The organism is Hwanghaeella sp. (assembly GCF_965227365.1).
Taxonomy (GTDB): domain Bacteria; phylum Pseudomonadota; class Alphaproteobacteria; order UBA8366; family Aestuariispiraceae; genus Hwanghaeella.
The window spans coordinates 2,713,973-2,729,324 of record NZ_OZ245754.1; the positions used below are offsets into that span (position 1 = coordinate 2,713,973).

Sequence of the window (15,352 nt, forward strand, 5' to 3'; positions counted from 1 at the left end):
AGGCCCCGTTAAGCATCCGGTTGGTTACCAATGAAATTGAGAAATGAGGGGGAAACCCCTCATTTCTTTTTTTGTGACCCCGTCTGCCTCTTCCCTGCCTGCTTTTGTCAGTTGAGGATAGTGACCAACGCCGTCAATTCACCATTCTAACGGCGCAGGCGGAACGCGTAGTGGAACAGCGCGTTTGTGGTCAGAGTATCTGTTCCTGTTGCCTCTGCTACCGGTCGACATGTTTCGGAAATTCGACGGAAGGGCAGGGAATTAAATTATCCTCTCAAAGCGGTGGGAGCATGCTCGCTTCATTTGAGCAACGCCGGTTCCGGCGGTAGGACGGTGGCGACCGGTAAGACACTGAAGTCGTTGGCAGGCAGAGGTTGACAAGTAGCACAACGTATTTGTCGACCGAAGACTTCGGCTTGAGCGGTACATCATCCGGGTATCCCCGAAGATGTTGCCAGCCCCTCCAAAAACACCATGCCGACTGTAAGGACCAGGCGGAGGCTATGGTACACCAACTTCGGCCGGCCCTGAGAGAGCGATCTCAAACGCCAGACGAACACGAACTCAATCCACGACATCAGTTCGGGGCCCATGCATTGCGCGGCCGCCGGCTTAAGCCGAATACTCCAGCACAAGAGATCGCTTCCGGCACGAAAAACGCCGCAGGGTAAGTGGCCTCTGTGCCGGGATGTATAGCAGAATTGAAGCAAACTCTTCGTAGCTACGCCTATTATCTTTGGTAGCGCCAACCAGCCTCACAGCATAGCCCGCTCAACAAAAATCGCTGAAGCACAAATTAAGAACCGTCTCCAGCGGCTATTCACCTGTAGAGCTCCCAGGTCCGATTCATCTGTGCGCACGTGGAACCCCACTTGCATCCAAATCCCCTTACATTTTTTTGTAATCTGCACTAATATTAATACTACCTAAGGATTCTCCCTCAAACCTGCTGCAACCAAATGAATGATCAAACAACATTCAACCAACTGCTTGCGACGCGAAATGCCAGCAATACTCGAACTTGTTTGGTAGTCCGACGGGATCTAGCCCGATGAACATCGCGTGGAGGATTATCCGTGAGTGTTACGAAGGAAAAACGGGCCAACGTCTAAGTGAGCTGAGACAGTATTCCCCTGACAGTTAGGTCCATCCTGGTCCGGCATTGAGAGTCGGAAAGAGGTGTGGCCATGCCGCTCCGCGAAGGGGTTAGGATTTGTTTGCGAAGACAACATCCAACCTTCAGGAGCAAGACATGACCACGAGGGACAAAGTAGCACGTCGCAAGCTGAGTTTGCTGGAATTGGCGACTGATCTGGACAACGTCTCGAAGGCGTGCCGGATCATGGGATATTCCCGCCAGCAGTTCTATGAGATCCGCCGGAACTTTCAGACCTATGGCGCCCAAGGGCTGATCGACCGTCTGCCCGGCGCCAGGGGGCCGCATCCGAACCGGGTGTCGGAGGAAGTCGAACAGGCGGTGCTCGACCACGCGCTCGCCCATCCCAGCCACGGACCGCTGCGGGTCGCTCACGAACTGGTGCTGAAAGGAATCCAAGTCTCCTCCGGCGGAGTCCGGGGTGTCTGGGCGCGACACAACCTTCTGACCCGACATGAGCGCCTGCTTCGGCTGGAGAAGCATGTGTCCGGTCGGAAGATCGACCTGACGCCCGAGCAGGTTCGGCTGTTGGAGCGGTTCAGTCCAGAGTTCCGGGAGCGCCATATCGAGACAAGGCACACCGGCGACCTGGTGGCTGTCGACACCTTCTTCGTCGGCACTTTGAAGGGGATCGGCAAGGTCTACCTTCAGACCGTCATCGACTGCTTCTCGCGCTACGCCTGGGGCAGGCTCTACACATCGAAGCTCCCGGTCACCGCGGTCCACGTCATGAACAACGATGTGATCCCCACCTTCGAGGCCCACGGCGCGAAGATCACCACCGTCCTCAGCGACAATGGCCGCGAATATTGCGGTCGACCCGACCGGCACCCCTTCGAACTCTTCCTGCAACTGGAGGAGATCGAGCACCGCACCACCAAGGTGCGCCGGCCGCAGTCCAACGGCTACGTCGAACGTCTCCACAGGACGCTCCTCGACGAGCACTTCCGCGTCATGGGCCGGACCAAGTTCTACGAGAGCGTGGACGAGATGCAGGAAGACCTCGACGCCTTCCTCGAAACCTACAACACCAAGCGACCGCACCAGGGCCGCAACATGAAGGGAAGGACGCCAATAACCGTCTTCATCGACGGTCTGACAAAACCCAAAAACGGAAAGGAGGACACAACAAGAAAAGCCGCGTAACCTGATCCCGCGCGGAGCCGAGACTGTCAGGGGATTACTCGCTCAGTACAGTCTAAGAATATCAATTGCTGCTCTAGCAGCACTATCTTGCGCTGTATTCGTTTATCAATCGGCAACTTCTTTACCAGCGGTCTTATTGGATTGGGAGCTACAGGACACCTATTTTGGGTCCGACATACCTAGAATTTGGGACAACATCACAGACCGGTTCAGCGATCATTACAGAACAAAAGTCCATCCATTATTTTCAATCGGTGTATCGGTACCAACCATAGCGATGCACAAGAAATTGGGCTTGGAGAAGATCACTGCATTCTCTCTAATGGCGGCAATCAATGCGGGAATGTTAATAATTGCGACGTATTACCTTCTGTACGCTATTACAAAGCGTCATTTAGATTCGTTGATATTCATTTCTTTGTTAGTTTCCAGCGGCTCTTTTGTATTTTGGGCGCACATACCTGAGAGCTTTGCTTTTGGCGCCACGACGATCTTGGTCCCGTTCCTTATTCTGTCTGTCCCGATGCTTCGTTCGAACCATCACTGGCATTTGGTCGCGAACATTGTGAGTTTGTCATTGACTACGACGAACTGGATGGCGGGACTTGCCAGCACTTCCTACTCTCTCGGCATCAAAAACGCGGCGGTAGTCGCTGCAAAGGCGCTGGTTGTTGTTGCTGCTATCTGGTCAGTACAAAAGTTTCTCTTCCCAAGCGCTGGGTTCTTCTTGGATCTAGTTGAAGAACAGAGATACATCAGGCCCGCCAATTGGCCCTTTGCCATGCGTCAGTTCGTTTTCGACTCATTTTCTCCTCTTGCAGTGCAGGAAGGAATTGCCACGTGGAAGGAACGAACTTATCCGACGTTGAGATTGAGTAGTGACGTCAGTCAGTCAATCAATGTGAGCGTGTTCGCGGCTTGGGGCGTTTGGCTTTCTATACTTTGTTACGGGTTCTATCACGCGTGTCGCGAGAGAGGGGAACGGTCGGTTGGGCCAGTACTCGCCTTGTTCGTCTGTGGGCAATTTGTTCTTCACTGCCTTTATGGAACAAGTGAAACATTTATCTACTCATTGCATTGGATGCCAACGCTCGTAATGATCGCAGCGTTCGGAACCAGGGGCAAAGCGCGCACTTTCCTTTTGCCGCTGGTCTTATGCCTTGCAGTGTATTCGGCACCGAGAAACTACGAAATGAGGGCTGAAACCATACATGCCGCAGAGGGATTTCAGCAGCATGTGTTGCAGGCACGAGCGGAAAAACAGCTGAAGCAGTCTGAAGAGTGAGACTTACATCAAGCCGATAAAGTGCTGTTCTCTAGAATACAGGTTCTACTAGGCACTATAGACTTGCGGCTGCTAAACGGAGCTAAAGGGCCTAGCGGTTGAACGATGGCATGCAATGATCGACCGTGTCATTGTTGTGAGCTCGGGTAGCCACTCCCGTATTCTGTTGATACCAGGAGAATCGCCAGGATTGGTCATCGTTGTCCCTATGAATCGGCCCCCAGCGTTGGCAGCCGACAGAGGCAAAGAACCCAGACCTTTCGGTCCACCTGTTGATGCCAAGTGCTTTCGCCAAGAATAGTGCGGCCTGGCGTTCCATCTTCACCAATTTTTCACTAAATCTAGAGAATGCTGCGGGGTCTCCCTGACCAGCAAGGCCGCTATAATCAGGATAATCTAATTTAAATCGGTAGATGTTCGCGGGAAACTATACTTACTTACAGTTTTCTAGAATCAGCGAAGACTATGTCCCTGATAGTACAAAGATTTGGTTTCGGCAGGGTTCCTTTGCATGTTAAGTACTAGGTGGAGTCTGTGCCAGCATATGAATTAACTGGCGACGGACGTTCTGTAACAGACGGAGTTGTTCACGTGTCACGACTTACTCTTCTGCTCGTCGCGGCTTTTATGCAGGTTGTTGCTCTGGCAGCTTCGGCAAATGCCGACGACACCGATGGCTACAAGCTGCTTCCAGGAGACCAGTTGCAGATTTCGGTGTGGCGGGAGGAAATCCTCGATAGGGAGCTGACGATCCTACCGGACGGCAATATTACCTTTCCGCTAGCCGGTCGTGTGCATGTGCAAGGACTGACGACACCGCAGGTCGAAGCGCTTCTGGTGGAAAAGCTGAGCGATTACCTCGCCGAACCGGTCGTGACTGTGTCTGTCAGTGCCGTTACCGGCAACCGGGTTTTCGTCGTGGGGAAAGCAGCCGGAACCGGCCCGTTCATTATGAGTGCACCGACCACAATCTCACAGATTTTAAGCGTGGTGGGTGCATTCGACCGCTTTGCGGAACTGGACGAAATCAAGGTTCTGCGCGGGCAAGGCGCCACCGCCGAATACATTTCCTTCGATTACGATGATCTGGTCGACGGTAAAAACGCGGAAAAGGCAACAATGCTGCTCCAGCCCGGGGATGTAATCATTATCCCCTAAAATAGAGTTGTTTCTGGAAAATGCTGGCGAGTCGAAGGCACCGAAGCGAAAGACGCAAGGACTCCGTGCGAGTCTTACGCTTGGCAGTTTGTATATCGACCTGCCCATTGACCACGATCGCCACGTTCGGTGCCCTCTCCCACGGCGCAAATGCCGCAGATTTTACGTCGACCGGCAGGCTTTCGATCCAAGGATCTTATGAGACAAACCCGGAACTTCGGCGCAGCAATAAGACGCATGTAGCTGAACGGCAATTGTCTCCGGGATGGGTCGGTGAATGGGACGGAGAGACTTATGGTCTCGATTTCGATCTCGGAGCCACTTTCGTCCGAACCAGCGATGAAACGATAACGCCGGATTCCTTGCGCTACGATACGACCGTCGCCGGGGATGTCGATCTGGATCGTGTGCGCCTGTCCGGTAGTTTGGACTACTCACTGAGCGCGTTCGACAATACGGAGTTCAATGATAACGAATTGACGACGGATGCCGATAGCGCTTCGGTCAGCAATGATGTGCAGGTGGATGACGTTAGTCTCACAACGCGTTTCGAGTACGATTGGTCCGATCGAATGTCGCTATTCCTGGAGGATTCGTTTCGGGCCGTTTCGTTTTCCGGCGGCAACTCCACCGATTTCACGAATACGACCGTGGCTACGGGCGTGTCATATGACTGGAGTGATGTCATTACGATTACGCCGCGCGTTGAATATCGGAAATTCGAACCAGCGGATACAGAGCCGACGAATGTGATCGAAACGAGCATGGGCATTAATCATCAGCTGAACGATACCAGCACTTACAACCTGACCGTTGGCATGCTGAGAACCGGCAGCGAGCGTAAGGTGACTTTCGATGCCAGCTACGAAAAAACCTTCGAAGAATACGTACTTCGGTTGACCGGAAACAGGGATGTCACCCCTAGTGACGATGGAGAATTGCGGGAAAGCAGGTCATTGGGGTTTGATATTGCGCATGCTTTGTCCGCGACCACACGCGCGGGAATTGACGGCCTATGGCGGGAAAACGATGACCTTGAAGCGCGTCGGCTCGGCTTCAATATGTCTCACGACGTAAGCCCTGACGTCGTGCTAGGATTTACAGTGAACGTCGTACAATCGATTTCAGAAAACCTCGCCGGAACCACTAAAGAGATGCAGTATCGCGCGGATCCGTTCCTAAATTGGACATTTGCGGAAAATCTAAACGCTCGTTTCTCCTATCGGGAACTATGGGAGGACACCGACAATCAGGGATCGGTAAACACGAGACGCGCAACTGTGGCCGTGACCTATACTCATCCGTTCAATTGATTTTAAGTGCCGGACAGTCTCGATACAGCATGTATTTACCAAGTGAGCTATAACTCATGGAAACTGAATTCCAATTATCAGACTATGTAACCATACTCAAAAAACGGTGGCTTTTTCTGCTGGTCCCCTTCGTGTTGCTCTTCGGCGCCAGCATAGGCGTCGCGACGCTTCTGCCGCCCCTGTATCAGTCAACCGGGGTTATCCTTATCGAGTCCCCCCAAATCTCCAAGGAAATCGTCGCCGGTTCTGTTGACAGCGCTGCAAGAGAGCGTATCGAAGTCATCAAACAGCGGGTCATGACGAGAACGAATCTGATCCGGGTAGCCAATGAGTTCGGCGTGTTTCGTGGCGGTGACGGAAAGCTTTCTTCTACGGAAATCGTCTCGAGGATGCGCTCATCATCCCGCGTTAGTTTCGTCAGTTCGGGCGGCGGCCGCGGCGCCCAGACGATTGCGTTTACGGTCTCGTTCGAACACGGCTCGCCGCAGATCGCCGCGCGTGTCGCCAATGAGATCGTGACGCTGTTCATGGATGAAAACGTCAAAACACGCACAAAGATCGCGACTGAAACAACGGACTTCCTGAACCAGGAAGCACAGAAACTCGAAGATCATCTCGCCGAGATCGAGTCCAAGATCGCGAACTACAAACAGGAAAATGCCTCCGCCTTGCCCGAAAACCTGGACATTCGGATCGGAATTCGAGAACGGACAGAGAACCAAATCAGGGAAACGAACCGAGAAATCAAAGCGCATCAGGAAGAACTGCGGTTCCTCGACATCCAATTGGCTGCCTTGAAATCTGGTCTAGGGCAGTTTAACCCGCCTCCCGTTATGCTGCCGTTTGAGACGGACACGTCGATTGAGACGTTGGATCTGGCAAACCCCGAACTGGAGGCGCTCAAGGCTGAATACAAGACAGCCAAGGCAAAGTATGCCCCGTCCCATCCGGACCTGAAGTATTTGTCGCGCCAAATTGAAGAGTTGGAGGACCAAATCATTGCCGAGGGGGGCGTTTCCGGTACGGCAGTTCAAATCCAGCGTCTGGAAGACGAACGGAAAGCGGAAGAAGACGCAGGCAATTCGGCGAGAGTAACGGTTTTGACCGCTGAAATTGACGCACTCAAAGAGTCTCTAAGGCTTGCCGCAATGGAAGGCGTTGACCCGCGGGTCTTGAGGCAGCAGCAGCAGGCCTCTCTGGCAGAGGAACAGGCGAAGGTTGAGCGAGAGCGCGCGAAGGCGGAACTCAAGCTGAACGTAGCCAATGTCGAAGCAAAAATTGGAGTGACGAATGAGCGAATAGCGTCCTTGGAAGAGCAAAAACAAGCGCTTCGTGACCGACTGAGGGAAGTTGAACAAACTATCCTGCAGACACCTCTCGTGGATCGTGCATTAAGGTCGCTTAATCGCGACTACGAGAACGCCCAGCAAAAATACAACGAAGTCCGCGCCAAGGCGATGGAAGCTCAGATTGCGGAGAATGTTGAAGAAGCCAGTAAGGCGGAACGGTTTGTCTTGGTGGAACCACCCACGCTTCCTGATGAGCCGATCAAACCCAACCGCAAGAAAATGGTCATGATGGGCTTCGCTCTGTCCTTGGCGGCGGGTGTTGCCGGTATAGTCGGGATCGAATTTATTGACGGCAGCATTCGCGGCGCGAACATGCTGACCTCAGTAATGATGGTAGAGCCACTCGCAATTGTTCCCTATATCGTAACGGCGCAGGAAAGCAGAACACGCAAGCGAACACGGTTTCTTATCGCTCTTGGCGGGATCGTGTTAGTTTTCGCAGCTTTAGGGGCGATCCATGTCTTTTACATGCCGCTCGACGAAGTTTTCTATAAGGTCATGGCTCGATTTACCTGAAGCACTCTGCACCTTGATGAATAAGGGCCTTCAGACTTGGAGAAGATTAGAGAGGCATTGGCGAAGGCAAAATCGGACAAAGCCTTCCGAGAAGGCCATCCTGTCAACGATCTAGGGTCGCGAAACTCTGGTCATGTTGAGGAGTCGAATGACACTGACGCCCTCGCCGGAGCAGTCTCCGTAGCAGATATTGATCACGATCGGCTAGAACCCGAGAGCGAGCCGAGACAGGAAGAGCACCCGGAAGAACCGGCAGTCGGTGGCCCCCTCCTGCAGCACCGTGACGATTACGAGGAAGAGCCTGCAGGCGAGCTGGAGATCAAAGATGAGTTGGAGCTTGTCGAAACGACGAATGTTGGAGACAGCTCCGGTTCGCAAGAGCCTGACAGCCATCTAAGGGACAATGACGACCCTCCACCATCTCCCGCAAAAAGGGCACCAAAGCCCAAGCCCCGCATCGCGCGACGAATAACATGGGCTATGCTCCTGATCGCGATAGCGGGGTTAGTCGTCGTACATTACTTTTTTCTCTCGCTCGATGAAGTTTGGTTGATCATATCGGCACCGGAGGGAGTTGTGGCGGAAACCGCTCGTTGGGCTTTCCAAAGTGCGCTCTCGTGGGCTGAGAATATATGGGATTTGATCAAACAATTGGCTCAGGAGATTTAAGCTTGGTGAAGTTAGGTATATTGAGGTGTCGGTGCACGGTCTTCGTTAGCAAATGACGCATCGATGACGACGTGCGGCGACGGATTTTTGGCTGGTGATTAGGACGAGGTATAGGTGGAGCGGATAAAAGAAGCAGTGATGCGCGCCAGGGCGCAGCGCGAAGAAAACGAAGCGCAGGAGAAGCGCCAAGAGCCCCGTGACCAGACGGCCGGTTCGTTAACGACCGCCGCCCGGCAATCCGGGGCCGATGAGACGGCGGCAGAGGCTGCAGGATCACTCGTCCCGGCCGAAACAGGAAGGGGTGAGGGTGCTGTTGAGCAGCCCCCGGTGACACAGACGGCCGGTTCGGCTCTGCCGACCACCAGCACAGCCGACAATCCCGTCGCCGCGATCAAATACAAGCAAACGCGAGTAGTTCATCTCGATCCGAACCAACTGGAACGAAACCGGATCATATCGTTCAGCAAATCAGATGTCCGGACGGTCAGTTTTGATCGCCTTCGCACGCAGGTTTTGAGGATTATGCGCGATCACGGCTGGCGGACGCTTGCTATTACGTCGCCCACAGCCAGCTGCGGCAAGACAACTGTCGGCCTGAACCTTGCGTTCAGTATCGCGCATCAAACGGAGCAAACCGTCCTGTTGGCCGACTTCGATCTGAGAGACCCACAAGTCGCCGAGTATCTGGGCCTGCCGGAAACGGTATCCCTCGTTGATTTCCTGAACGGCGACGTTTCCCTCTCCGACGTTTTCGTGAACCCTGGTATTCCGCGTTTGACACTTCTACCGAACCACAAAGCGGTGCTGAACGCAGCTGAAACGCTCATGACCAGAAAAATGCAGGAGATGGTCTCGGATATTAGAAACCGTTACGAGTCTCGAATGGTTATCTTCGATCTTCCGCCACTCCTGACAACGGACGACGCATTGGCATTCCTGCCTCAGGTGGATTGTGTCCTTCTTGTCGTCGCCAGCGGCCAGTCGACGAAATCGGAAGTAAAAGCTTCGTTGAATCTTTTGCAGAACACGAATGTAATTGGGACCGTGCTTAATAAGGGGGAAGATATTCGTAGTCTCGCTCCATAATGAAAAAGTTACTGCCCAGGAAATAGAACTAATGGACACTCTCAATGAAAAGTCCGTCACGATTTCAGATTTCCATTTGAAACCGGGTCGAAGTGTCCCATGCCCAGATTAGCGCTGCCCGCTGCAAACCGACAGCAGATACTGCCCATAGCCAGATTTCTTCAACGATTCCGCATGTTCCTGCAGTTTCTCTAAGCTGATGTACCCCATGTGATAGGCAATTTCCTCAACGCAGGCGAGTTTCATGCCCTGCCGAGCCTCCAGAAGGGCAACGAAATTGCAGGCATCCAGCATGGATTGATGAGTGCCGGTGTCGAACCAGGCATAGCCTCGGCCGAGCTTTTCAACCGCCAAATCGCCTTTCTCGAGGTACCAGGCGTTCACATCCGTGATTTCCAGTTCACCACGCGCAGACGGCTTTAGGTTCTCCGCAATATCCACGACCCGTTCGTCATAGCAATAATAGCCCGTAACGGCCCAGTTCGAGGGCGCAGGATCGGGCTTTTCCTGAATGCCGATCGCCTTGCCGGATTGGTCAAATTCAAGCACGCCGTAGCGTTCCGGGTCGTTAACCCAGTAAGCCAGCACCGTCGCGCCCTTCTTCGACTGGGTCATCCGATAAAGAGTTTCCGGAATGCCGTGCCCATAGAAGATGTTATCACCAAGGACGAGTGTCGTCGGGCTACCATCGATGAATTCCTTCCCGATCAGGAAGGCTTGAGCGATACCTTTCGGCTCCGGTTGAACAGCGTATTGGATGTTCATCCCCCATTGTGAGCCATCACCTAGAACGCGTTCAAAATGATGCGCCTCGTCGGGCCGGGTGATGATCAGCACGTCACGAATGCCAGCGAGCATCAGACTGCTGAGAGGATAATAGATCAGCGGTTTGTCATAGATAGGCAGCAACTGTTTGCTGACGACATGGGTTGCCGGATAAAGGCGGGTTCCACTGCCGCCAGCCAGAATGATGCCCTTCACCGCTACACTCCCCTACTCAAGACACATTTTCCAAAAGCCGGTCGACGACGGCCATGACAGAGTGCCGCCAATCGTCCGGTTCAATACCGTATACCGACCGTATCTTTGCGCAAGACATGACGGAATTCGCCGGCCGGTGCGCCGGCGTCGGGTAATCGGCCGTACCGATCGGGTTGACCGTGACCCCGCCCGGCAATCGGTCGCCCGCTGCGTTAAAAATCGCGTTGGCAAACCCGAACCACGTTACCGGTTCATCCCCGCAGTAATGATAGGTTCCCGGCTGTAGGGCTTCACCGGAATGCAGCCTGTCGATCACGGTCCGGATGGTTCGCGCGATCCCTGCGGCCGAGGTCGGGCAGCCAGTTTGATCGTTGACGATGCCCAGTTGATCGCGTTCCGCGCCCAATCGCAGCATGGTCTTCAGAAAGTTGTTCCCGTATGGCGAAAACACCCAGGCAGTGCGCAGGATAAGGTGGGCCGGAAGCGTTTCCCTTACCGCCGCTTCTCCGTCGAGTTTCGACTGTCCGTAAACAGAAAGAGGGGCCGTCGGATCATCTTCCGCATATGGGCCAGCCTTGGTCCCATCAAAGACGAAATCGGTTGATACATGGATCAATGGTATACCCAGATCCGCACAGGCGCGGGCCATGCCGCCCGGTGCATCGGCATTCACTGCTTTCGCAAGCGCCGGCTCGCTCTCGGCCTTGTCCACCGCGGTATAGGCCGCCGCGTTGACAACCACGTCCGGCATTTCACGACGGATGACCTCCTCCGCAGAACCGGCCTTCGACAGGTCTGCATCGTCACGCCCGACCGGTATGAGTTCCAGACCACGTTCCCAGGAAAGCGCTCGCAATTCGCTGCCGACTTGGCCGTTCGGGCCGAATAGAAGGATACGCACGTCCCTACCCCACCTAACCGCCTAGCTTACCCGGCTTGCTTCTGACCGGTTCCCAAACGTTCACCGGCATAGCGGCTATCCAGGATTGCCTGCCACCAATCACGGTTCTCGAGATACCAGCTGACCGTCTGACGCAGTCCTGATTCGAAGGTCTCCGCGGGCGACCAACCGAGCTCCTGGCGTATCTTACCGATATCCATGGCATAACGCTGGTCATGGCCCGGTCGGTCGGTGACGAAGGAAATAAGGTCTCTCGCCTTTCCTCGTTCTGCATCTGGCGCCAGTTCGTCCATCAGATTGCAGATCGCTTGAACGACCTCAATGTTCCGCTTTTCGCACTCACCTCCGATGCAATAAGTCTCGCCGAGGTGCCCCTCGTTGACGACCTGCCAGAGCGCGCGTGCATGGTCTTCGACGTAGAGCCAGTCTCTTATGTTCTCACCCTTGCCATAAACTGGGATCCGTTCCCTTTTCAAGATCTTCAGGATCACCACCGGGATAAGCTTTTCAGGGAACTGGTAAGGACCGTAATTGTTCGTGCAGTTCGTTATCACGGTCGGCAAACCGAAGGTTTCGTGCCAGGCGCGCACCAGATGATCTGAGGCCGCCTTGCTGGCCGAATAGGGCGAATTAGGCTGATACTGATGCTCTTCGTGGAAATAACCTTCCGTCCCTAGCGAACCGTACACTTCGTCCGTCGACACATGCAGAAAGCGGAAAAGGCCTTTCGAGGCGTCGTCCAATCCCTTCCAATATTTCAGCGCGGCTTCCAACAACACAAAGGTGCCGTTGATATTTGTCTGAATAAATTCGGCGGGACCGTCGATCGATCGGTCGACATGGGATTCCGCCGCCAAATGAATGACCTTGCTAGGCTGATACTTCGCGAAGAGCGCATTTACCGCTTGCGCATCGCAGATATCCGCCTTCTCCAGGGTATAACGCGGACTGTCCGATGCAGGCAGCAGGGATGATAGGTTCGCCGCGTAGGTCAGTTTATCGACATTCACCACATTGTAGTCAGTCGTTTCGATCAACAGACGGACCACAGCGGACCCGATAAACCCAGCACCGCCGGTAACGAAAATGGTTTCGGTCACAGGCCTATCCCTCTTCCCCGTAAATGAAATAGTCCGGCAATTCCGACAATCCCGGATTCCCCTTGTCCTTGGCGCTCAAGAGCGCCTTGCTCCCGTCGACGGGCCAATCAATGCTGAGATCTGGATCGTCCCATTGGAGTCCCCGTTCGTGTTCCGGCGAATAGTAGTCATCCACCTTGTACAGGAATTCCGTGTCCGGCTCCAAGGTGCAGAAGCCGTGCGCGAACCCCTTTGGGATATATAGTTGGTTCCACTCGGCCGCAGATATGACCACGCTCACATTTTTGCCGTAGGTTGGCGAACCTCTGCGTATGTCGACCGCCACATCCAACACGGCACCGCGTATGACGCGCACCAACTTTGCCTGCGCCTTCGGCGGGATCTGAAAGTGCAGCCCCCTCACCGTGCCGATGGGCCCAGAAAGAGAGTGATTGTCCTGCACGCAGTCCATCGATATGCCGGCATTGCGATAGCGTTCCAGATTGAATGTCTCGGAGAAAAATCCGCGTTCATCCCCGAACTTCTTCGCGGCAATCAGTTTAACTTCGGGAATTTTCGTTTCCGTGACGATCATGCGTGGGTCCTGGATTCAGGCTGACAGGCGGGGAGCCAAGTCTCAAAGGTCAATAAGCGTTCTTGCTAACAAAGCCAACGATCGCCGTGCGCGCAAGGATCTGTAGATCGAAGAAAAGCGACCAGTTTTCCGAATAATAGGTATCATACCGGACGCGCGCCTCCATCTTTTCCAGCGTATCGGTTTCCCCGCGAAGGCCGTTGATTTGCGCCCAGCCGGTTATTCCCGGTTTCACACGGTGGCGCGCGAAATACCCCGTAATCAGCGCGCCGTATTCTTCATTGTGGTCGACTGCATGCGGCCGCGGCCCGACCAGAGACATGTCTCCGAACAGCACGTTGAACAATTGCGGTAGTTCATCGAGGCTGGTCTTACGGATGAACCGCCCAACCCTTGTGATCCGCGGATCGTCCTTGGTGGCTTGTACGGTTTTCTCAGGCACCTTCCCGCCGTGATACATCGAACGGAACTTGAAGATGTAGAAAATCTCGTTGTTATAACCATAGCGCTTCTGCCGAAAGATCACCGGCCCCGGGCTTTCCAGTCGTATCGCAATTGCAACGACGGCAAGCACTGGTGCGAAAAGCAAGATCAGAAGAGCACTCAGAATTCGGTCTTCAAGCCATTTGACGACGATGTTCCACCCTGAAAGGGGCGTCTTCACGACCTGCATCATTGGAATTCCAATGAAGTGGTTCGGCGACGGCCGATACGGAAAACGGAACCCGACGAGGTCGGATCCGAGATGGATGTTCGCCGGCAATTCCCGTAGGCGACTGATGATCGACATGAGCCGCTCATCCGCATTCCACGGCAAAGTCACAATGATATCGTCTACGCGGTTGGAACGGACGAAACGCATCATTTGGTCGAGATTACCAAGGACGGGAATACCCGCAACGCTGGGCCCGATGCGGGCGTGCCGATCGTCAAAAACGCCTATCACGTTATTGAAACGGGGCTTTTCCTTGTCCAACTGTTCCAGCAAGCGCTCGGCCTGCCTGCCACCGCCAACAATCAACACATTGCGCGCGAAAACCCCGATATTGGCCAAATGGTTAATGACGACATACCCGATGACGCGGGTGACGAATATTCCCACAACGCAGGTCGACGCATAACTGAACGTCCAAACTCGGCTGATATCCTCGGAGACCTTCAGCGAAAAGAAGACCGCCATAAGGAACAGAAACGCTGTCGCACAGGAGACGATGATCTGCGCCATGTTCCCGAACGGCGCCATGATCGCATTGAAATCATACAAGCCGCTGTATCTGAAAAGAAAAAGCCCGACCAACCAAACAAAGCAAACGGCCGCCGGATAAAGGTCGGCCGACCACATATCGCCGCCGATATAGATTCCGTATACAACCGGTCCGGACAGCAGGAACCATAGACCGTCCAGGCAAACGTATATGCCTGACACTACCGCTGACGAAATCGGATAACTGGATTCCCTCCTAAAGGCAGGACGCAGGTCTGTGGAACTGTTCGTGTTTTCTGTCATATCCGGCTGGGTGATACGGCCTTTTAAGGAATGGTTGGACAGTATTCACTTTCCGAATAGTCCGCAATCAACGCCTTGTTAAAATAATGATGCGATATGATACCTGGAAATGTATCAAATGGCGTCCTCCCAGCAGCGGATCCCTTATAGAAGACCGTCCTGGGCAAAATTCAGCGGCTCTCGCCAGGGAAAATCGTGAAAAAGCCGCCGGTCGGCGCGATCTTTTCTATTCCGCGTTCATACTCCGCACATAAGCCATCAACGCGGCGACCTCATCCTCCGTCAATGTAATGGGCGCCGCGTTGGGCGGCAGGGTCCTGGTGCCCGACAAACCTTCCACCGTGACGAAAGCCGGATGCGGGTTGCGCGCGAAGAAGGAGGAATACCGCTCCTCCCAATCGTTCATCCGGCGCAGCAACGCAAAACTGGGCGTCGAACCGATACCGCCCATTCGATTGGCCTCTCCGACGACATGACACCGCGAGCAGTGCTGATCCGCGACGCGTTTGCCTTGCTCAAGAACGCTGTCGGCCAGAACCGGCGAGAATGACGCCGTCATCCACAGGACGACCAACCAGAGCAAAAACAGGGTCCGCCGCATCCGATATTCT

General features: G+C 54.1%; 13 protein-coding genes. 7 read left to right on the forward strand and 6 right to left on the reverse strand.

Annotation, left to right across the window (positions count from 1 at the left end):
- Nucleotides 1-1,252: 1,252 nt before the first annotated feature.
- The 7 genes from ACQK2G_RS12340 to ACQK2G_RS12370 all read left to right on the forward strand — a co-directional run bounded on the left by ACQK2G_RS12340 (nt 1,253) and on the right by ACQK2G_RS12370 (nt 9,678).
- The gene (locus tag ACQK2G_RS12340) at nt 1,253-2,302 is read left to right on the forward strand and encodes an IS481 family transposase (RefSeq protein WP_425405322.1); all 1,050 of its coding nucleotides are present in this window, start codon (nt 1,253-1,255) and stop codon (nt 2,300-2,302) included.
- Nucleotides 2,303-2,597: 295 nt separating this feature from the next.
- Nucleotides 2,598-3,587: a hypothetical protein gene (locus tag ACQK2G_RS12345; RefSeq protein ID WP_425405332.1), complete on the forward strand. Its 990-nt coding sequence runs from the start codon at nt 2,598-2,600 to the stop codon at nt 3,585-3,587.
- Between the two features lie 591 nt (nt 3,588-4,178).
- Nucleotides 4,179-4,745 carry a polysaccharide biosynthesis/export family protein gene (locus ACQK2G_RS12350; protein WP_425405333.1) on the forward strand — a complete coding sequence of 189 codons (567 nt, stop codon included), beginning with the start codon at nt 4,179-4,181 and terminating at the stop codon, nt 4,743-4,745.
- Between the two features lie 107 nt (nt 4,746-4,852).
- Entirely contained in the window at nt 4,853-6,058 is a 1,206-nt protein-coding gene (locus ACQK2G_RS12355) for a hypothetical protein (RefSeq protein WP_425405334.1), read from the forward strand.
- A gap of 56 nt (nt 6,059-6,114) precedes the next feature.
- Nucleotides 6,115-7,923 carry a hypothetical protein gene (locus tag ACQK2G_RS12360; RefSeq protein ID WP_425405335.1) on the forward strand — a complete coding sequence of 603 codons (1,809 nt, stop codon included), beginning with the start codon at nt 6,115-6,117 and terminating at the stop codon, nt 7,921-7,923.
- A gap of 36 nt (nt 7,924-7,959) precedes the next feature.
- Entirely contained in the window at nt 7,960-8,592 is a 633-nt protein-coding gene (locus tag ACQK2G_RS12365; protein ID WP_425405336.1) for a hypothetical protein, read from the forward strand.
- Nucleotides 8,593-8,706: 114 nt separating this feature from the next.
- Entirely contained in the window at nt 8,707-9,678 is a 972-nt protein-coding gene (locus ACQK2G_RS12370) for a CpsD/CapB family tyrosine-protein kinase (RefSeq protein WP_425405337.1), read from the forward strand.
- A 108-nt stretch (nt 9,679-9,786) separates the two neighbouring features.
- On the opposite strand, the gene rfbA is transcribed toward ACQK2G_RS12370, so the two are convergent.
- The 6 genes from rfbA to ACQK2G_RS12400 all read right to left on the reverse strand — a co-directional run bounded on the left by rfbA (nt 9,787) and on the right by ACQK2G_RS12400 (nt 15,342).
- Nucleotides 9,787-10,659 (reverse strand): glucose-1-phosphate thymidylyltransferase RfbA, encoded by an 873-nt coding sequence (gene rfbA, locus ACQK2G_RS12375; RefSeq protein ID WP_425405338.1) that lies wholly within the window; start codon nt 10,657-10,659, stop codon nt 9,787-9,789.
- A gap of 16 nt (nt 10,660-10,675) precedes the next feature.
- Nucleotides 10,676-11,560, reverse strand: coding sequence for a dTDP-4-dehydrorhamnose reductase (gene rfbD / locus ACQK2G_RS12380; protein ID WP_425405339.1), 885 nt, complete (start codon nt 11,558-11,560; stop codon nt 10,676-10,678).
- 26 nt (nt 11,561-11,586) lie between these two features.
- A complete protein-coding gene (gene rfbB / locus ACQK2G_RS12385; RefSeq protein WP_425405340.1) occupies nt 11,587-12,660 on the reverse strand; it encodes a dTDP-glucose 4,6-dehydratase in 1,074 nt (357 codons plus the stop codon).
- 4 nt (nt 12,661-12,664) lie between these two features.
- Entirely contained in the window at nt 12,665-13,234 is a 570-nt protein-coding gene (gene rfbC / locus ACQK2G_RS12390) for a dTDP-4-dehydrorhamnose 3,5-epimerase (protein WP_425405341.1), read from the reverse strand.
- Nucleotides 13,235-13,283: 49 nt separating this feature from the next.
- Nucleotides 13,284-14,741, reverse strand: a complete 1,458-nt coding sequence (locus ACQK2G_RS12395; protein WP_425405342.1) for an undecaprenyl-phosphate glucose phosphotransferase — start codon at nt 14,739-14,741, stop codon at nt 13,284-13,286.
- Nucleotides 14,742-14,967: 226 nt separating this feature from the next.
- Nucleotides 14,968-15,342: a c-type cytochrome gene (locus tag ACQK2G_RS12400; RefSeq protein WP_425405343.1), complete on the reverse strand. Its 375-nt coding sequence runs from the start codon at nt 15,340-15,342 to the stop codon at nt 14,968-14,970.
- Between the last annotated feature and the right edge of the window lie 10 nt (nt 15,343-15,352).

What these genes read in the sequence shown, in the direction of transcription:
- ACQK2G_RS12340 (WP_425405322.1), top strand. Translation starts at nt 1,253, where the DNA reads ATGACCACGAGGGACAAAGTAGCACGTCGCAAGCTGAGTTTGCTGGAA.
- ACQK2G_RS12360 (WP_425405335.1), top strand. Translation starts at nt 6,115, where the DNA reads ATGGAAACTGAATTCCAATTATCAGACTATGTAACCATACTCAAAAAA.
- rfbC (WP_425405341.1), bottom strand. Translation starts at nt 13,234, where the DNA reads ATGATCGTCACGGAAACGAAAATTCCCGAAGTTAAACTGATTGCCGCG.
- ACQK2G_RS12395 (WP_425405342.1), bottom strand. Translation starts at nt 14,741, where the DNA reads ATGACAGAAAACACGAACAGTTCCACAGACCTGCGTCCTGCCTTTAGG.
- ACQK2G_RS12400 (WP_425405343.1), bottom strand. Translation starts at nt 15,342, where the DNA reads ATGCGGCGGACCCTGTTTTTGCTCTGGTTGGTCGTCCTGTGGATGACG.